The organism is Bradyrhizobium sp. CB2312 (assembly GCF_029714425.1).
Taxonomy (GTDB): domain Bacteria; phylum Pseudomonadota; class Alphaproteobacteria; order Rhizobiales; family Xanthobacteraceae; genus Bradyrhizobium.
In genome coordinates this window covers 9,634,681-9,654,152 of sequence record NZ_CP121668.1, presented here as the reverse complement: position 1 = coordinate 9,654,152, position 19,472 = coordinate 9,634,681, and the positions used below count along the sequence as shown (strand labels likewise).

13 protein-coding genes and 1 pseudogene are annotated in these 19,472 nt (G+C 64.4%); 7 read left to right on the top strand and 7 right to left on the bottom strand.

Annotation, left to right across the window (positions count from 1 at the left end; translation table 11 throughout):
- The first annotated feature begins 246 nt into the window (after positions 1 to 246).
- Positions 247 to 3,222, top strand: coding sequence for an autotransporter domain-containing protein (locus tag QA642_RS45890; protein WP_283082718.1), 2,976 nt, complete (start codon positions 247 to 249; stop codon positions 3,220 to 3,222).
- Positions 3,223 to 3,420: 198 nt separating this feature from the next.
- Here QA642_RS45890 and QA642_RS45885 read toward each other — a convergent pair whose 3' ends face one another.
- The 5 genes and pseudogenes from QA642_RS45885 to QA642_RS45870 all read right to left on the bottom strand — a co-directional run bounded on the left by QA642_RS45885 (position 3,421) and on the right by QA642_RS45870 (position 9,982).
- The gene (locus tag QA642_RS45885) at positions 3,421 to 4,242 is read right to left on the bottom strand and encodes an MlaD family protein (protein WP_283082717.1); all 822 of its coding nucleotides are present in this window, start codon (positions 4,240 to 4,242) and stop codon (positions 3,421 to 3,423) included.
- 88 nt (positions 4,243 to 4,330) lie between these two features.
- Complete coding sequence (locus tag QA642_RS45880; protein ID WP_283082716.1) at positions 4,331 to 6,550, bottom strand: acetate--CoA ligase family protein; 2,220 nt, start codon at positions 6,548 to 6,550, stop codon at positions 4,331 to 4,333.
- Positions 6,551 to 6,714: 164 nt separating this feature from the next.
- Positions 6,715 to 6,822: pseudogene (locus QA642_RS46690) on the bottom strand (glycosyltransferase); the annotation flags it as partial.
- Between the two features lie 150 nt (positions 6,823 to 6,972).
- Positions 6,973 to 7,542, bottom strand: coding sequence for a class GN sortase (locus QA642_RS45875; protein WP_283082715.1), 570 nt, complete (start codon positions 7,540 to 7,542; stop codon positions 6,973 to 6,975).
- 175 nt (positions 7,543 to 7,717) lie between these two features.
- Entirely contained in the window at positions 7,718 to 9,982 is a 2,265-nt protein-coding gene (locus tag QA642_RS45870) for a marine proteobacterial sortase target protein (RefSeq protein WP_283082714.1), read from the bottom strand.
- A 185-nt stretch (positions 9,983 to 10,167) separates the two neighbouring features.
- Between QA642_RS45870 and QA642_RS45865 the strand changes: the two genes are divergently transcribed.
- Positions 10,168 to 10,938: a helix-turn-helix transcriptional regulator gene (locus QA642_RS45865; protein ID WP_283082713.1), complete on the top strand. Its 771-nt coding sequence runs from the start codon at positions 10,168 to 10,170 to the stop codon at positions 10,936 to 10,938.
- A gap of 133 nt (positions 10,939 to 11,071) precedes the next feature.
- Here the strand turns inward: QA642_RS45865 and QA642_RS45860 are convergent, their stop codons facing one another.
- Positions 11,072 to 12,295, bottom strand: a complete 1,224-nt coding sequence (locus tag QA642_RS45860) for an ABC transporter substrate-binding protein (RefSeq protein ID WP_283082712.1) — start codon at positions 12,293 to 12,295, stop codon at positions 11,072 to 11,074.
- A gap of 75 nt (positions 12,296 to 12,370) precedes the next feature.
- Positions 12,371 to 13,921: a long-chain fatty acid--CoA ligase gene (locus tag QA642_RS45855; protein ID WP_283082711.1), complete on the bottom strand. Its 1,551-nt coding sequence runs from the start codon at positions 13,919 to 13,921 to the stop codon at positions 12,371 to 12,373.
- A gap of 266 nt (positions 13,922 to 14,187) precedes the next feature.
- Here QA642_RS45855 and QA642_RS45850 point away from each other — a divergent pair, with 266 nt between their 5' ends.
- The 5 genes from QA642_RS45850 to QA642_RS45830 all read left to right on the top strand — a co-directional run bounded on the left by QA642_RS45850 (position 14,188) and on the right by QA642_RS45830 (position 19,406).
- Positions 14,188 to 15,324 carry an acyl-CoA dehydrogenase family protein gene (locus QA642_RS45850; RefSeq protein ID WP_283082710.1) on the top strand — a complete coding sequence of 379 codons (1,137 nt, stop codon included), beginning with the start codon at positions 14,188 to 14,190 and terminating at the stop codon, positions 15,322 to 15,324.
- A 120-nt stretch (positions 15,325 to 15,444) separates the two neighbouring features.
- A complete protein-coding gene (locus tag QA642_RS45845) occupies positions 15,445 to 16,596 on the top strand; it encodes an acyl-CoA dehydrogenase family protein (RefSeq protein WP_283082709.1) in 1,152 nt (383 codons plus the stop codon).
- 83 nt (positions 16,597 to 16,679) lie between these two features.
- A complete protein-coding gene (locus QA642_RS45840; RefSeq protein ID WP_092211989.1) occupies positions 16,680 to 17,336 on the top strand; it encodes a glutathione S-transferase family protein in 657 nt (218 codons plus the stop codon).
- A 204-nt stretch (positions 17,337 to 17,540) separates the two neighbouring features.
- Positions 17,541 to 18,341, top strand: a complete 801-nt coding sequence (locus QA642_RS45835; protein WP_283082708.1) for an AraC family transcriptional regulator — start codon at positions 17,541 to 17,543, stop codon at positions 18,339 to 18,341.
- Between the two features lie 198 nt (positions 18,342 to 18,539).
- Positions 18,540 to 19,406, top strand: coding sequence for a 3-keto-5-aminohexanoate cleavage protein (locus QA642_RS45830; RefSeq protein WP_283082707.1), 867 nt, complete (start codon positions 18,540 to 18,542; stop codon positions 19,404 to 19,406).
- Positions 19,407 to 19,472: the final 66 nt, after the last annotated feature.

Here is a 19,472-nt window from a genome sequence, read left to right as displayed (position 1 = left end):
GCTAGCGATCGCCTTGGACGATCGGGGTTCATGTGAACGGCGGTCAACACTGCGACAGGACTGCACACGCCGCACATGCGCGGATTGATCATTCTGCGCGGCAAAAGCGTGGCGCGGTTGCAACAAGGCGGTCGGATTCTGCCCCGGCTGTAGGGCAAACGGACGCATTTTGAGGCTGCCGTAGTGTTATGGAGCCTCGTCATGACCTAAGTTCCCGGCGGAATTGCTGCGAACGGGGGGTGTGGCGTGCAAGGCGAGGGGCTTTGGAGGCGGCAGAATCGACTGCGCCGATCCGTTGCTGCGTCGCTTTTCAGCGTATCGGCGGTCTTCGTCGGCCTCAGCCTTTGCACGACGCCGGCCAACGCGCTCTGCGCGCCTGATCCGGCCATCAGCGGCCAGACCGTTACATGTAGCGGCACGGACGCGGATGGCTTTCAGGCCGGGGTCGGGGTCGACAGCCTCAATGTCAACGTGCTCTCCGGCGCGACCGTGAACGACAACGGGACGGTCTCGATCGGCGTCAACAATACCAGCACGGTCGTCAACAACGGCATTCTCTCGGCTGGCTCGGGCCTGACCGGCATCGGCGCCGGATATTCGAACACGGTGACCAACAACGGCCGCATCACGGTGCTGGACAACGGCCTCGGCATCCAGGTGATCGACCACAACGTCGTCGCTAATGCCGGAACGATCACGACAGGTGACAACGGTGCCGCGATCTCGGTCGGCGACAGCAACACCGTCACCAACAGTGGAGCGCTGTCTGTCGGCGCGTCGGGGGCGGGCATCTTCTCGGGCCAGAACAACACGATCACCAACGCCGAGACGGGCACGATCACGGGCGGCGACAGTGCAAGGGGCATTTTTGCGTTTGGCGGCGGGACCATCACCAATGCCGGCACGATCACGGTCGGCTCATCCGCCGGATTCTCCGGCGGCATTCTGGCGATCAGCAACAACAATACGGTCGTCAACACCGCCACCGGCAAGATCACGGTCGGGCAGTTCGCCGCCGGCATCTTCCTGCAAGGCAACGTCCAGACCGTCAGCAACTTTGGCTCAATCACGGCCGGCAATGCCGGCGTTGGCATCGCCGCGCTCGGCGATGATGTCAAGGTGACCAACGGCGGTACGATCACGGCGGGGAATACCGCATCGGCCGGCATTTCCGTGGCGGGTGATCGGGCCATCATCAGCCAGAGCGGCACGATCACCGTCGGCGCCGGCGGCGTCGGCATCAGCGTGAACTCGTTCAGCCCGACCAGCCAGGTCGTCAATACCGGCACCATCACCGTCGGGACTGGCGGTGTCGGCATCAACCTGAGCGGCGGCGGAAGCGTGTTCAACTCGGGCACCATCAACGCCGCGACCGGTCTGGCGGCGATCGAGTTCTGCAGCTGCGGCCCGAGCGCGCTGACGCTCGGCCCGGGCAGCATCATCAAGGGCCAGGTGCTTGGCTCTGGCACCGGCGCCTTCCAGCTCGGCGGCACCGGCAAGGATACGTTCAATCTCAGCGACATCGGCACCGGTCTCCAGTACGCCGGCTTTGCGACCTTCAACAAGGTCGACAGCTCGACCTGGACCGTGACCGGCACCGGCAATCAGGACTGGAACGTGCTCGGCGGTACGCTTCTGCTCGTCGGCGCCATCAACGGCACCGTGACCGTCGCGAGCGGTGGTACCTTCGGCGGCGTCGGCGCGGTCGGCACGACCACCGTCAATGGCGGTACACTGGCGCCGGGCAATCCGACCGGCACGCTCACCGTGTCCGGCGACCTCACATTCACGTCGGCGTCGAGCTACCTGGTGCAGGTCTCGGGCGCCAGCAACGGCCTTGCGGCGGTGACGGGAATGGCGACGCTTGGCGGTGCAACGGTCGTGGTCGTCCCGACCGGCTCGATCGCGAAGCACTACAAGATCCTGACTGCGACGACGCTCCCCGATAAGTTCAATCCGGTCGTTGCCGGGCTCTCGCCGAACCTGAAGGCGGTGCTGAGCTATGATCCGCACGACGTCTTCCTCGATCTGTCGCTGAGCTACGGCTCCGGCCTCAATATCAACCAGCAGAACGTCGCCAACGCGCTGACGCGCTATTTCGATCGCACCGGCAGCCTCCCGGTCGCGCTTGCCAATCTCTCGCCGGCCGGTCTCACCCAGGCCTCCGGTGAATCGGGCACGGGATCGCAGCAGACCACCTTCAACGCGATGAACCAGTTCCTCGGACTGCTGACCGATGTGTTCGGCTCGGGGCGCAGCGGCACGCCCGGTGCGACGCCGCTGGCCGAGGAGACGAACGCGAGTGCCTACGCCGCGCGTGGCAGGGACGCGCGCGACGCCTTTGCCTCGATCTACCGCAAGGCGCCGGCTGCGAGCTTTGCGCAGCGCTGGGATGTGTGGGCGGCCGGCTACGGCGGCTCGCAGACCACCGACGGCCATGTGGCGCTGGGCTCGAACAACACCACCAGCAGCATCTATGGCACCGCGGTCGGTCTTGATTATCGCTTCTCGCCCGCGACCATCGCCGGCTTTGCGCTTGCCGGCGGTGGTACCGGATTCAGTGTCAACGGGCTCGGCTGGGGCCGCTCCGACCTGTTCCAGGCCGGCGCCTTCGTGCGTCACACCGCGGGACCGGCCTATGTCACGGCCGCGCTGGCCTATGGCTGGCAGGACGTCACCACCAACCGCATCGTCACCGCTGCCGGCGTCGACCAGCTGCGTGCGCAGTTCAATGCCAACGCCCTCTCGGGCCGCATCGAAGGCGGCTATCGCTATGCCATGCAGTGGGTCGGCCTCACGCCCTATGCGGCGCTGCAGGCCACCATGTTCAGCCTTCCGAACTATTCGGAGTTCGCGGTGGTCGGCAACAACACCTTCGCGCTCAACTATGCCGCCAAGGATGTGACCAGCACCCGCACTGAGCTTGGCCTGCGCGCGGATCAGTCGTTCGCCGCGGCCGGCGGGCTGATGACCCTGCGCGGCCGGCTCGCCTGGGCGCATGACTACAATCCGGATCGCACCGTCGGCGCGGTGTTCCAGACGCTGCCGGGCTCCGCCTTCGTCGTGAACGGCGCCGCGCAGGCGCGCGATTCCGCGCTGACCACGGCGGCGGTGCAGATGAACTGGATGAACGGCTGGTCCGCGTCGGCGACCTTCGAGGGCGAGTTCTCGAACGTCACCCGTTCCTACGCCGGCAAGGGCCTCGTGCGCTACGCGTGGTGAGGCGAGGTCGATCGGCAACGGCGGGATTGCCATCCTCCCCCGGACGGGGAGGATCGGTTCGCATGGAGCGAAGCGCAATGCGAACCGAGGTGGGGTGACAGTCTATCCCCCATTGCACTGCCCGAGTTGAGAGATCACCCCACCCCGCTCGCGCTGCGCGCGATCGACCCTCCCCCTCCAGGAGAGGGTAAGAGCGCATCACCGCTTTGGCTGCTCGGGCCTGCGCGGCGGCCGCGGTGCGACGGGGATGCCCGCCATCTTGTTGGCGGTCTCGCTGACGTCGAGCAGCGAGCGGCGGATGTCCTCGATGTAAACAGCCGATTTCTTTCTCATGGTGTCGGCGAGCTCACGCAGCCCCTGCACCTTCTCGAACAGTTCGTCGGCCTTGCCGTCGACGAAGCCGGGTACCACGCCCTCGATCTTGGTGACGGCCTTGTCGAATCCCGCAAAGGCGCTGTCGACCTTGGCCATCACGGAATCGATCTCACCGCCCTTGCTGCGGAGATCGGCGGTGTGGGTCTCGAATGTGCGCAGGCCCTCCTTGATCGCGGGGGCGTTGCTCACGATGGTGCGGTCGACGCTGTGCAGGGTCTCGACGATGGATTCGGCGTCGCTGAGATCGGCGGTCAGCACGGGGATGCCGTCCGTGTCCAGCGGCACCGGCGGCGCGGAGGGCGCGCCTCCGACCAGCGAGATCGCGGCAACGCCGGTGAGGCCTTGGAACTCGATGCCGGCGACGGTGTCCTTGCGGATCGGCGCGGTGTTGTCGAGCATCACCAGCGCCACGATCCTGCGCGGACTGTCCAGCTTGATCGAGAGGATCTGGCCCGCGGGCACGCCGTCGAAATTCACTGGGCCGCCGCGGCGCAGGCCGCTGGCGGAGCCGCCCTCGAACACCACGCGCAGCTGGCTGCGGCTCTGGATCGTGCGCCATTTCTGCACGCCGAGCAGCCCGCCGAATACCACGGCGATCACCGCCAACGTCGCGGTTCCGATGACGAGATTGCTCGCGCGTGCCATGCGGGAGATTTTACGGCCAAAACGAGGAGGTTGGAAGAAGGCCGCAATGATACGCGGGGCGGGTTAACGACTAATCCGCCCTATGGCATCAATGCCCCGCGGCGCGTTTTGCCGCGGCATTGTTCAGCACGATCAGGGCATCGACCGCCACACCCGTCTTGGCATTGATCAGGAACGGGTTGATGTCGATCGATGCGATCCGGTCGCCGGCATCTGCGATCAGATTGGACAGGCCGACCAGCGCCTTCACCGCGGAGACCTCGTGCAGGGCAGGCTTGCCGCGATAGCCGCGCATCTTGATGCCGGCCTTGGTGCGGCCGATCAGGAGTCGCGCCTCGGCCTCGTCCAGCGGCGCGCCGGCGAGTGCGACGTCCTTCATCAGCTCGATGTCGATGCCGCCGGTGCCGAACAGCACCACAGGCCCCATCTCGGCATCGAGCGAGGCGCCGACCACGAGCTCCAGGTCGGCCTTGACCTGCTGCGCGATCAAAATGCCATCGAGCTTCGGCTTGCCCTTCAGCTTCGCCACCCGCGCGGTAATGTCGGCGAACGCCTTCTTGACCTCCGCCGCGCTGTTGAGGTTCAGCACCACGCCGCCGATGTCGGATTTGTGTAGGATCTCGGCGCTGACGACCTTCGCCACGACCGGGAAGCCGATTTGCTTGGCGATCTTCGCGGCCTCCGCCGCGGTCTGCGCGATGGCCTCCCTGGAGATCGGAATGCCATAGGCCTTCAGCAGCTTTTTCGAGGCGACCTCGTCGAGCGCGGCACCGTTCGCCGCTTTCAGCGCCTTCTCCAGCACCGCGCGTGCGGCAGGGTTGGAGCTGGAGACGATGTCGGGCACTTCCTTCCGTAAGCTGGCATAGGCGAGCAGCGATTTGATCGCGGTCACCGCGCGGTCCATGCCCTGCATCACCGCGAGATGCGGCAGCGATTTGCGCAAGTTCTTGGTGAATTCGGTGAAGCCGATCGACATCGCGCTGATGTAGATCACAGGCTTTGAAGCCCGGCTCGCCATCTCGTTGACGATGCGCAAATTACGCTCGCGCTGCTCGTGTGGTGCCTTGGGCAGCTCGGCATCGATGATGACGATGTCGATATGGGGATCGTCGATCATCAGCTTGATCGACTTCATGTAGACGGAGGGATCGACCACCGCGGCAAAGCCGGCGTCGAGCGGGTTGCCGACGATCGAGCCCGGCCCGAGCATCCTTGCCAGTTCGGAACCGACGTGCGGGCTCAGCGGCGCAAAGTTCAGGCCCTCGGCATAGAAGGCATCAAGCAGCATGCCGCGCTTGCCGCCCGATAAGGTGACGGCGGCGAGCCGGTCGCCCTTGGGCACGACCGAGTGGACGAAGCATTCTGTGGTTTCGATCAGCTCGTCGAGCCCGCCGACCCGGATCACGCCCTCGCGCGTTGCGATGGCGTCGAAGGTCTCGATCGAGCCAGCGAGCGCGCCGGTATGCGCCATCGCTGCCGCGCGGCCGCCTTCGGAAGAGCCGAGCTTGAGCGCGATCACCGGCTTGCTGGCGGCACGCGCCGCCTTGCAGGCGTCGCGGAACGCCTTGGTGTTGCGCACGCCTTCGAGGTAGACGACGATCACGCGGATGCTCGGATCCTCGGCGAAATAGCGCATCAGGTCCGGCGTCTCGAGCCCGGTCTCGTTGCCGGTCGTCACCATGTAGCCGACCCCGACGCCGCGATCTTCCAGCGCCTGCCGGATCGCCATGACGATGGCGCCGGATTGGCCGGCAATCGCCACCGCGCCCTGTTCCATGGTGACGATGCGATCGTCGATATTGGTGAACAGCTTTTCGCCCGCGCTCAAATTGCCGAGGCAGTTCGGCCCGGTGACGGCAAGGCCAGTCTCGCGCACCGCCGCCTGCAATTCGGCGGCGAGCTTCTGACTCTCCGCATCCTGCAACTCGCTGAAGCCCGAGGTGACGATAGTGGCCGAACGCGCGCCGGCCGCCGCCGCGTCGCGGATCACTTGCACGGCAAAGCGCGCCGGCACCAGCACCAGCACGTGGTCGGGCTTTTCGGGAAGGCTCGCAAAGTCCTTGTAGCAGGGCACGCCCCAGATGGTCTCGCGCTTGGCGTTGACCGGGTAGAGCCCGCCCTCGTAGCCGTATTTGACAAGATTGTTCCAGATGCGCTCGGCGTAATTGCCGGGCTTGTCGGTGGCCCCCACCAGCACGATGTTGTGCGGATGCAGCATGGCGTGGATGCCCTTGGCGACATCGCTTGCATCGGGTGGCGGAGACCATGGGCGGGGAGACGTCGACGCAGCAGGCACCTGAGCTTCCATGCTCACCTCTTGTTCTTGTTGCGGCGCGTACTCGGGCGCCGAGGTCTGGCGGGACTCATCGTGACGGCTTCATCCCGCGTGGCGGAATGGCGAGACGTCACGTCAAGGCTAGCATCACCAGAGTTTTGGCGAAAGTGCGAACGGTCTTGCGACGTGCTGCGACGTCAGTAGCGCAGCAGGTTCAGCTTGTAGGCGTAGTGACGGGCCAATTGCTTGGCGAGATAGGGAGCGATGGCGCGCCGGATCTGCATCTGCGTCGGATCGAGGCCGACCCGAGCTGGTCGTCCATTATCGCTTGTCCTGAAATTGCAGCGTCAAAAAATCAATCGGTCATTCCTACAGGTCTCCCGCCGATGACACGAGCTCAGCGATTCCATGAGGTGCGATCAATCGCCGCCAGAGGCCCCGATTGCGAACCGCTATTATTCATCAGTTCCGATCAGGGTGGCGTGCAGAACGTAGCGTTCAGGACCAGACGAGACGGCGTCGAACGGCCAGCAGGTCGCGAGCACCAGCTCGAAATCCTGCGTCGCGGGATCGATGCCAGACTCATCGAAGCGAACCACGGCGAAGGAATCCGCGCGATAGCGGAAATGCTTGCCGTCCCTGCGTGTGACATCGATGACGTCTCCAATGGCAACATTCCGCAAGAAGCGGAAATGTGTGTCGCGATGGGCGGCATATACGGCAATACCGCGTTCGCCCGCATCAGCCGTTTGGCGGATGTGACCGGGTCCGAACGCGAGCGCCTGGCCGCTCACACCGTCCAGCACGACCGCGCTGGCGCCGATTCGTTTCACCTCGATCCGCGCGACCGGCCAGGTGTCGGCCCATGACCAAGGCTTGACCACCGCGCCGGTCGCAATGCTCCTGTCGAACGCGCGCTCCAGCAGCACCTGCGCGAGCCAGGCTTTGGCATGGATGTAGGCGCCGTCGCCGAACAGGAAGAGGCCGACCAACGCGAGAGCGAGAGGAGAGATGAGGCGGGGCATTGTTCCACCATCATCGTCATTGCGAGCGGAGCGAAGCAATCCAGACTGCCCCTGCGGAAAGACTCTGGATTGCTTCGCTCCGCTCGCAATGACAGCAAGAGAAAAAGGCGCGCGCGGCCGTTGATTACGGGACGGGCGACCGCGCGCGCTAACAGAGGAGTCGGGGGCTCCTCTCTCAAGCAGCGTCGGTGAGCAAGGGCCGACGCCGGTTGAACACGAACAGGATCAGGGCGAGCATGATCAGGATGATGCCTGCGATCATCTTCAGCTCGGCCGAAGTTGCAGTCTTGGGAAGACGGATCGCATCGGGCGCTGCGGGGGTCGGCCGCCTTGCCGAAGGCTGGTCGCGCGCATCTGCATGGCGCTCGCGCAGCTGCGTCGGCGTCAGATGCGGCCGCTCGCCAAAGACCTTCTCGAAATCCCACCCCGCAGGCAGGTTGATCGGCAACTCGCTGAGCTTGAGCGGCTCGCCTTCGGGACGGCTCGGCGTCTTGTCGACGGCGACGAGACTGGTCAGGCGCGTGACGATCTGGTGATCGAGCGCCAGCGCCAGGATCGCCTTGTCGGAATCTTCGGGCGTCATCTCGCGCAGGGTGCGCGCGACTTCGGCATCGCCGATCTTACGCTTCGCCCAGAGTTTCGACAGGCCCTTGCCTTCGGCGGCGTTCTGCAGCGGCAGCGTCACCGACCACGGCCGGTCGCCGACACGGCCCTTGATCTCGATCGAGCCTGCGAGCTTGTCGAGCCTTGCTGCCAGCACCAGCGGCTCGTCGCGATAGACGTCGGGAATGATCGCCGGCGTGACATCAGCCTTGGCTTGGGAGAATTTTGCGCTGAGACCGGTCACGGCCGGATTCTCCAGCTTGGCGAACAGGCCGCGCATCCGCTCCTCGACCTGCTCGACAGAGCCGATATGGGTGAAGGCGCCGCGGCCGACCTCGGCGGCGCGCGTCATCAGATAGGTGTTGGGCGCGGACCCGATGCCGACCATGAACACGCGCGAGCGGCCGCGCATCGCCGTGATGGTCTCGAACAATTGCTGCTCGTTGCCGATCGCGCCGTCGGTCAGGAACACGACCTGGCGAACCATGTTGGTGTCGCCGAGCTTGTCGGTCAGCGCGGCGCGCATCGCCGGCACCATCTCGGTGCCGCCGCGCGCCTGCAAGGCGCTGACGAACGCATTGGCCTCACTGAGATGGGCGGTGTCCGCCGGTACGGAGGCGGGAAACAGCACGTCCATGGTGTCGTCGAAACGGATGATGTTGAAGCGGTCGTTCGGCTGGAGGCGGCCGAGCGCGTAGAGCAGGCTCGCCTTGGCCTGGACGATGGAGGTGCCGCCCATCGAACCGGAATTGTCGATCACGAACACCACTTCGCGCGGCAGCGGTTTCTGCGTTGCCTGCTCGGCGCTGGGTGGGGTGACGAAGGCGAGCAGATAATCGGCATCGCCGACACGTTCGCGGAACAGGCCGACTGAGGGCGCCTTCTCCGCGGCCGGCTTCCAGGTCAGCTCGAAATCGCGGTCGGCGGGTACAGCGCCATCAGCGAGCGTGACGACACGCGTCGTGGTATCCGGGCTCTCAAGCTTGACGTTGTGGTGGTGACTCCTGACCTCGCCGAGCGCAAAGCCGGCCTTGAGGCGCACCGTGATGCTGGTCGGGTTGACCGGCGCGTTGTTCGCAGGATTCAGCACCGGCGGTGAAATCCGGTCGCGGTCCGGCACCGGGTCCGAACTGGTCGCGCCCCAGCCGGAGCCGTCCTGTCGGAAGTCGACGCTCTGCACGATCGGCGCCGGATTGTAACGCGGCGCGACCACCAGCGGCAGCCGTAGTGAATATTCGTTGCCGGATTGGTGTACCGGCTCCTGATATTCGATCTGCACCAGCACGGTTTCGCCGGGGCCGATATTGGCGACCGAGTTGGTGAAGATGTTCGGCCGCTCCTGCTCGGTGAGCGCGGCCTTCTGGCCGGCGCGGCGCGCCTGCTCGTAGATCACGCGCGCCTGCTGCCGCTCCTTGATGTCGCCGACGATGACGCGGTCGCCGACCACCATCTTCAGCGTATCGACGCCGCCGCCGGTCGCGAGCGGATAGACATAGGTCGCCTCGACCCAGTCCTTGGTCGGGTTGCGGAAGATCTGGGTGACGCGGGCGCGCAGCGTCGGACCTGACACCGTGATGTCGACATCGGTGCCGAGGCGGATCGCTTCGGTATAGGCGCCATCCTCCTTCAGCAGGAGCGTTCCGGATTTGGCATCGCCAGGCTGGAGCAGGCTCGCCTGCTCTGTCGTCGCCGACCATCCGGGCTCAAAACTCACCAGCAGGGCCACGAAGGCGACCAGCATCACCGCGATGCCCTGCACGAGGAGAAACAATCCGAGCTTGATCAGCCGGCCCAGCATGGGGTGCTCGTCGCTGTCGGCGGTGTCGTAGGTGTCCATTTGCCCTGCTCCCGAAGCATGTTCGCTGGCCCAAAGCATCTGCCGGGAGGGCCTGATGTCGCGAGCAGAATGATCGGCAATGTTCCGCCGCAGCCGGCCCGGCATGCCGCTGCCGGGACGGTCATGTGCGGTTTTGTGCTGGTTTGTCCGCCCTGCTAGAATGGCTGTCCTGGAGCAGGGCCACGATGCAGACGCAGGACAAACTCAACGACAGGCAGCTTTCGGACGAGCAGAGCCGCGAGATCGCAGAGACCATTCGCGAGGAGTTGGCGAGACGCCGGATCTCCCGGCAGGCGCTGGCCGAGCAGGCCAAGCTCAGCCTCTCGACGCTGGAAAAGGTGCTTGGCGGACGGCGGCCGTTCACGCTGGCGACGACCGTGCGGCTGGAGCAGGCGCTCGGTGTCTCCTTGCGCAAAAACGCCGTTGTGGTGACGCCCCCGGCCGCAAGCGACGTCGCGCCCGACAGCCTCGGCTCCTATGCGCATCGTGCCGTGACCTGGCTCGAGGACGTCTACATCACGCTGCGGCCGTCGTTCGGCGACAAGAACGCGATCTTCGCCTATCGCACCGAGATCGTCTGGGAGCCGAAGATCTCCTCGCTGGTCTTTCGCGAGGGCGAGCGGACCGATGCCGCCTATGAGCATACCGGCGAGGTCGCGGTGCCGCATCAGTCCGGCTTCATCTATCTCGTCATCATCAAGCACGGCCAGCATCGGGTGATCACGGTGTCGCGGCCGACGGTGAACGGCGAGATGTACGGCATCATCTCGACGCTCCGCGCCGGCCCCGGCTCGCAACTGACCCCGATCGCGGCGCCGATCGCTTACGTGCCGCTCCGGAATGTCCCGAACCCGTCTCTCGGCCGGGTCGGCCCTGACGACGGCAACCATGCACTGTACCGGAAACATCTGCGGCGCACGCTGGAAGAACCGTTTGCAGTGTTTCTGTCGGTATGATCCGCAAGAAATGGTCCGGCAATGATGCGGGGCTAAAGCGCGATGAGATTTGGATGAATCGTCATCGCGCTTTAGGTTGTTGTTTACGCAAGGTCTTTCCGGAAAACCGCTTCGCACTTTTCCGGATCATGCTCTAGCCGCCGGTTTCGGCGCTGATGATATCGCCAAAGAGCTCCCACTGGCCCTGCTTGAATCGCCACATCTTGAGCTGCTCGATCGGCGCGAAGTCGTTGGCCGACGTGTTGATCTTGATGCCGGGGATCAGTGTGTCGGGGACGAAGTCCTTCAGGCTGGCGGCCTGCTTCATCACGTTCTCGCGGGTCAGGTTGTCGCCCGACTGCTTCAGCACCTGCACCATGGTCTGGGCCGCCGCGTAGGCGTAAACCAGATTGGCGTCCGAGATGTTGGCGCCGGGCATGTACTTGTCGATGAAGGCCATGAACCTCTTCATGCCCTCGTCGTCCTTCCATTGCGGATCCGACGCATCCTTCAGATAGCCGGCCGACAGCACGCCTTCGGAGGCCTCCAGGCCGGCCGGCTTCATCACCGCACCGATCGACACCGAGACGTCGGTCATCAGGTGCATCGGCTTCCATTCCAGCTCCGCGATCTTCTTGATGGCTTGAGCTGCGAATTTCGGGGTGGCGATGTTGACGAAGACATCGGCGCCGGTGCCCTTGAGCTTGACGATATGGGCATCGATCGACGGCTCCGACGTCTCGTAGCTCTCTTCGGCCACGATCAGCTTCGATGCCTTGTCACCGAAAACGTCCTTGATGCCGGCGAGGTAGTCCTTGCCGAAATCGTCATTGGCATAGAAGATCGCAACCTTCGCGTCCGGCTTCTCCTTCAGAATGTACTTTGCGAAGATCTGGGCCTCGACCCGATAGCTGGGCTGGAAGCCCATGGTCCATGGAAAGTTCTTCGGATCGTTCCACTTGCTGGCGCCGGTGGCCAGGAACAGCTGCGGCACCTTCTTGGCGTTGTGATATTTCTGCACGGCGGTCTGCGTCGGCGTGCCCAGCGCGTTGAAGACGAGGAACACCTCGTCGCTCTCGATCAGCTTGCGGATCTGCTCCACCGTCTTCGGCGGCGAGTAGCCGTCGTCATAGGAGATCCAGTTGATCTTGCGGCCGTTGATGCCGCCCTGATCGTTGATCATCTTGAAATAGGCTTCCTCGGTCTTGCCGATGATGCCGTAGGCGGAGGCGGGACCGGAATAGGCCTCGACATTGCCGATCTTGATCTCGGTGTCGGTGACGCCGGTGTCGTATTTCTTCTGCGCGTAAGCGCCTTGAACTGAGAGCAATGTCAGGGCCGTTGCCGCGGCGAGCAGGGCGAGTTTCTTGTTCTTCATGGAAATTCCTTGGTTCTCTTGTGGGGTGGAGCAGGCACTTTCAAAACAAAAAAGCGCCCGCAAGGGGCGCTTCGATCAGGCGTTGGCGGCTTTCTTGTCGACTTCGGAGGCGACCGAGAATTCCTTGCGCAAGGTCGGTTTGTGGATCTTCCCCGTCGCATTGCGCGGCAGGGCATCGACGAAGCGAACCTGGCGCGGACATTTGAAGCGCGCGAGATTCGCCGCGCAATGCGCGAAGACCTCGGCTTCGCTCAGCCGCTGGCCCTGCTTGACCGCGACGATGGCGAGACCCACCTCACCCCATTGCGGATCGGGAATGCCGATTACGGCGCCTTCCGCGATCGCGGTGAGCTGGTGCAGGACGTTCTCGACCTCGGCCGGATAGACGTTCTCGCCGCCGGAGATGTACATGTCCTTCCAGCGGTCGACGATGTAGTAGAAGCCTTCCTCGTCGATGCGCGTCGCATCGCCGGTGTGCAGCCAGCCGTCGGTGAAGGACGTCTTGTTCGCCTCCGGCCTGTTCCAGTAGCCGGGCGTGATGTTCGGTCCCTTGACCCAGAGCTCGCCGAGCTCGCCGGTATCGGCATCGCTGCCGTCGGGGCGCACGATGCGCACCTCGGTGTGCAGCACCGGCTTGCCGGCGGAGCCCGCCTTACGCGCCGCATCCTCGCGGTCGAGCACCAGCACGGCCGGCGAGGTCTCGGTCATGCCATAGCCCTGCTGGAGCGCGACGCCGCGCGCCTCCCACACTTTCAAGAGCGGCACCGGCATCGGCGCGCCGCCGACACCGCAGACGATCAGCCGGTCAAGGTCGGTGGTTGCGAAGGCTGGGTGCTGCGCCATGAACTGGTAGATCGCGGGCACGCCGAAGAACACATTGATGCCCTGCGCGGGATCGTTGATCAGGCCGAGCGCGGTGCCGGGATCGAAGGCGCGCATGATCATCACGGTGCCGCCGGCATGCAGCACGGGATTGGTGTAGCAATTCAGTCCACCGGTGTGGAACAGCGGCAGCACGGTGAGCAGCACCGAGGCCGGCCCGATGCAGGCGGGGCCGCCGAGATTGACGCAATTCCAGAAGGTCATGCCATGAGTGATGGTCGCGCCCTTCGGATGGCCCGTGGTGCCCGATGTGTACATGATGGTCGAGATGTCATCGAGCGTGACCTCTTCAGCGCGGTCGAGCGGCTTTGCCGCGGCAATGCCGGCCTCGTAAGCGCCGCCGGGACCGAGCAGCAGGCTGGTCGCGACGTTGCAGAGCTTTGCGACGGCAAGCGCGGTCTCGGCCAGATCAGTGTCGTGGATCATCACCTTCGGCGCGCAGTCGGCGGTGATGAACTGGAGCTCGGGAACAGTGAGGCGGGTGTTCAGCGGCACGAAGATGGCGCCCAGCCGTCCGCAGGCGAACTGCACCTCCAGCGTGTCGGTCGTGTTCAGCGCCAGCACCGCGACGCGGTCGCCGCGCGAGACCTTCAACGTGTGGCGGAAGAACGAAGCGAGGCGTGAGACGCGGGCGTCGAGCTGCGCATAGGTGAAGTGGCGCTCGCTGGCGAGATCGATCACCGCAACCTTGTCAGGCATGCGGCGGCCATGGTGGGCGATCCAGTCGTAGTAACGAACGGCCAAAAATCCCTCCCTCGGCGGTCTTGTGCCGCCTCGCATCTCTGCTGCCGTGCACCATGCCCGGCGTGGCCCTGGGGCCAGCCGGAGTCTGTGCAGCAGTCTTTTTTGATCCGGAGTTGGCCTGCGAGGGGTGAAAATCGTCTTGCGTTGAGTTGCTAGGCCATAGGCTGCGGTAGAGCGGTTCCTCCGGTCAGCCACTCTGCGCAAGTGAACGGCAGATGTTCCGGCCATGGTGAATGAGACGAATCCGCCAACAGGGCGAGACTACAATGAAGAGCCCGTTCTATACCGCCGAGCATGACGCCTTCCGCGACGTCATGCGCCGCTTTGTCGACAAGGAGATCACCCCGTTCGCCCATGAATGGGACGAGGCCGGCGAATTCCCGCGCACGCTCTACCGCAAGGCGGCCGAGATCGGCCTCCTTGGGCTCGGTTTCCCCGAGGAATATGGCGGGATCGCCGCCGGCCAGTTCATGAAGATCGTCGCGAGCCAGGAGCTGGCGCGGGCCGGGGCCGGCGGTGTCAGCGCCAGCCTGATGAGCCACACCATCGGCTCGCCGCCGATCGCACGCGCCGCGCGTCCCGAGGTGAAGGCGCGCGTGCTGCCGCAGGTGCTGGCAGGCGAAAAAATCTCCGCGCTTGCGATCACCGAGCCCGGCGGTGGCTCCGACGTCGCGAACCTGCGCACCCGGGCCCGGCGCGACGGGGATCACTACGTCGTGAGCGGAGAGAAAACCTTCATCACCTCGGGCGTGCGCGCCGATTATCTGACTGTCGCCGTGCGTACGGGTGGCGAGGGCGCCGGCGGCGTCAGCCTGCTCCTGATCGAGGGCGACACGCCCGGCCTGTCCAGGACAAAACTGAAGAAGATGGGCTGGTGGGCCTCCGACACCGCGACCCTGCATTTCGACGAGTGCCGCGTGTCGGCCGAGAACCTGATCGGCGAGGAGGGCCAGGGCTTCAAGATCATCATGCAGAATTTCAACAGCGAGCGCATGGGCATGGCGGCGAGCTGCACCGCCTTCGCCCGCGTCTGCCTCGATGAGGCCGTCGCCTATGCCAAGGAGCGCAAGACTTTCGGCAAGCCGCTCGCCCAGCACCAGGTCATCCGGCACAAGATCGTGGACATGGCGCAGAAGGTCGCCGCAAGTCAGGCAATGCTGGAGATGCTGGCTTGGCGGCTCGAGCAGGGCGAGAGCCCGGTCGCGGAAATCTGCATGATGAAGAACCAGGCGACGCAGACCATGGCCTTCTGCGCCTCGGAAGCCGTGCAGATCTTTGGCGGTGCCGGCTTCATGCGCGGCATCAAGGCCGAGCGCATCTACCGCGAGGTCAAGGTCAACGCCATCGGCGGCGGCACCGAGGAGATCATGAAGGATCTGGCAAGCCGGCAGATGGGGTTGTGACTTTTTGTCATTCCGGGGCGCGCGTAGCGCGAGCCCGGAATCCATCAGGCCGCAGACTCCGTAGAGAAATGGATTCCGGGCTCATCGCTCCGCGATGCCCCGGAATGACAAGAGGACAAAATGCTATTCACCGCCGACCATGACGACATCCGCCGCTCCCTACAGAAATTCATCGCGAACGAGATCAATCCTCACATCGACGAGTGGGAGCAGGCCGACATCTTCCCGGCGCATGAGCTGTTCAAGAAGATGGGCAGCCTCGGCCTGAACAAGCCGGTCGAGTTCGGCGGATCGGGCCTCGACTATTCCTACGCGCTGATGATGGCGGAGGAGCTGGGCGCCATCACCTGCGGCGGCGTGCCGATGGCGATCGGCGTGCAGACTGACATGGCGACCCCGGCGCTGGCGCGGTTCGGCTCGGACGAGGTGCGGCGCGAATTCTTGGCACCCTCGATCTCAGGCGATTACGTCGCCTGCATTGGCGTCTCCGAGCCCGGCGCGGGCTCGGACGTTGCCTCGATCAAGACCAGCGCGCGCTCCGACGGCGACGATTACGTCATCAATGGTGGCAAGATGTGGATCACCAACGGCACCCAGGCCGACTGGATCTGCCTGCTCGCCAACACCGGCGATGGCCCCGTTCACCGCAACAAATCGCTGATCTGCGTCCCCATGAAGAGCAAGGGCGTCACCGTGGCGCGCAAGCTCGACAAGATGGGCATGCGCTCGTCGGATACCGCGCAGATCTTCTTCGACAATGTCCGCGTGCCCAAGCGCAACCGGATCGGCGAGGAGGGCAAGGGCTTTACTTACCAGATGATCCAGTTCCAGGAGGAGCGGCTCTGGGGTGCGGCGGCCTGCCTGAAGGCGCACGAATACATCATCGACCAGACCATCGAATACACGCGCAATCGCAAGGCTTTCGGGAAGTCGATCCTCGACAACCAGGTCGTGCACTTCAAGCTCGCGGAGATGCAGACCGAGGTCGAGCTGCTGCGCGCGCTGATCTATCGCGCCGCCGAGCAGCTGGTCGCCGGCGAGGACGTGACGCGGCTTGCGACCATGGCCAAGCTGAAAGCCGGTCGGCTCGGCCGCGAGCTCACCGACGCCTGCTTGCAATATTGGGGCGGAATGGGCTTTACCAACGAGACGCCGGTCAGCCGTGCCTATCGCGACAGCCGCCTGACCTCGATCGGCGGCGGCGCCGACGAGGTCATGCTGATGGTCCTGTGCAAGATGATGGGCACGCTGCCGGGGAGTCATAAAGTTTGAGCATGATCTTGTCGGAAAACCGCTTCACACTTTGCGCTAACGCGGCCCTTCGGATCCGGATCATGCTCTAGGGGGAACGCCTGATGATCACGCTCTATCACTGCGACGCCGCGCGCTCGTTCCGTCCGCTCTGGATGCTGGAGGAGATGGGGCTGCCATATGAATTGAAGATGCTGCCGTTCCCGCCGCGGGTGTTTGCCAAGGATTATCTCGGCATCAATCCGCTCGGCACCATCCCCTTCCTGATCGACGGCGAGACGCGGATGACTGAGTCCTCGGGCATCTGCCACTATCTCGGCATCAAATACGGCCCGACGCCGCTGATGGTCGGCTCCGAGGATCCCGCCTATGGCGCGTTCCTGAACTGGATGTATTTTTCCGACGCCACGTTAACCTTCCCGCAGACGCTGGTGCTCCGATACACCCAGCTCGAGCCGGAAGAGCGCCGCGTTCCGCAGGTCGCCACCGATTACGCCAAATGGTTTCTGGGGAGGCTGCGCGCCGTCGAGGCAGCGACGGCCAATGCCGAAACATTGTGCGCGGGCCGCTTCACCGCAGCTGACATTGTCATCGGTTATGCGCTCCGCCTTGCCGACAATATCGGCCTTGCCAAGGATTTCGGGCCAAATGTCGCAGCCTATTGGGCCCGCCTGCAGCAGCGCGACGGTTTCAAGCGCGCGGTTGCTGCGGAACAGAAGGCCGGCCTCGAGCAGAATGTTGCGCCGCGCGTGAGGGCGTAAGGAGGCCGTCATTCCGGGGCGCGCAATAGCGCGAACCCGGAATCTCGAAGTTGCAGCGCGAGGTTCCGGGTCCGCCCTTCGGTCGCCCCGGAACGACAATCTTTTGCGCGCCATGACAGCGCTATCCCGTCGTGACAGCGCCCAATTTTCCGCTAAGGTGACCTCCGTCCGCAGCGGCCAAAGAGCCGCGCGAGGAGGAGCCCCATGGATTATAACGGTCGCGAATCCGACCATCTGATGCTGATCACGCCGGAGCGGGTGTTCTATGCCGGCCTGCTCGGACGGCCCCGCAAGCGGACCCCGGGCTGCTGCCATGTCTATGTGGCCGTAAAGGGCAATCTTCACCTGACCATCGACGACGTTCTCGCCACCGGCGAGCTGTTCGTCACCCTGCCGAACCAGCGCCATTCCATCGCCAGCGACTACCGCACCGCAATTAGCGTCACGCTCGAGCCCGAGAGCATGCCGGATGGCGTGCTGGAAGATCTGGCGCAGAGGCTGATGGGGCCGGACCGGGCCCTCTATGCCCGCCAGATCCTGGCCGCCTACGCGCTGCTGCGCCAGCGCCGCTACGGCGACATCACCACCGCCGAATTCGACGAGATGTGCTTTGGCGAGGCCCTGCCGCGCCGCGTGCTCGACCCGCGCGTGATGCGCGCCGTCGCCCGCATCGAGCGTTTCTCCGGCGAGCCGGTGACAGCGGATACTTGCGCCGCGGAAGCGGGCCTCTCGGCCTCGCGCTTCCTGCATCTGTTCAAGGAAGAGACCGGGATCTCGTTCCGTTCCTTCCGTGCCTGGAAGCGCGCGCGGCACCTGCTGCACTTCGCTAACCAGGATCTCAACCTCGCCCATCTCGCGCAGGACATCGGTTATCCCGACAGCACCCATTTCAGCCATTCGATCCGCCGCTTCTACGGATTGAAGCCGCGCGCGATCTTCGTCGGCTCACGCGATCTTGCGATCTATCGCTGCAATGAGACGGTACGGATGGCGGAGGCGAGCTAGCACCGCTCTCGTAGGGTGGGCAAAGGCGCACTTGCGCCGTACCCACCATCTCGCGAGACTTATCCAGTTGGTGGGCACGCTACGCTTTGCCCACCCTACGATAGCTCGCCCGTAGCTAGCTTCTCCGCGCAAGAAGCCGCATGCCCCGCGTCACATGATCGCAAACGTTGAATTCTCAACGTGCGAGACATTTTTGGCATGAGCGACAAGGCCGTCATCACCTGCGCGCTGAACGGCGTGCTCACCGACCCGAAGCAGCACAACGTGCCCGTGACGCCCGAGCAGATGGCGCGCGAGGCCAAGGCTGCGTTCGATGCCGGTGCGTCCATCATGCACATCCATCTGCGCCAGCAGGCGCCGGACAAGGGACACCTTCCGTCCTGGGAGGTCAGCGTCAGCAAGGAGATCCAGCAGGCGATCCGCGAAGCCTGCCCCGGCGTCATCATCAACCACACTTCGGGCGTATCAGGGCCGAACTACGCTGGCGCGCTCGATTGCATCCGCCAGACCAAGCCCGAGATCGCCGCCTGCAACGCCGGCTCGCTGAATTATTTGAAGGTGAAGGCCGACAATACCTGGGCCTGGCCGCCGATGATGTTCGACAACGCGGTCGAGAAGGTGAAGGACTATCTCGACGTCATGAACGAAGTCGGCACCATCCCCGAATTCGAATGCTTCGACGTCGGCATCGTCCGCTGCGTCGGCATGTACAACCAGGTCGGCATGTACAAGGGCCCGCTCGAATACAATTTCGTCATGGGCGTCGCCTCCGGCATGCCTGCTGATCCTGAATTGCTGCCGATCCTGATCAAGCTGAAGCGGCCCGAAGCGCATTTTCAGGTCACGGCGATCGGCCGCGAGGAGATCTGGCCGCTGCATCAGCGCTGCGCCGAGCTCGGCGGTCACTTGCGCACCGGCCTCGAGGACGCCTTCTATCTCGCCGACGGCAAGAAGGTGACGTCGAACGGCCAGCTGATCGAGGCCATCGCCACCTGCGCCCGCCGCGCCGGCCGCGATATCGCCAGCCCCGCCGAGGCGCGGAAGATCTTTGGGACGAACAGGTAAGGTATCGCCTCAACCGTCATTGCGAGCGAAGCGAAGCAATCCAGAATTCTTCCGCAGAGACAGCCT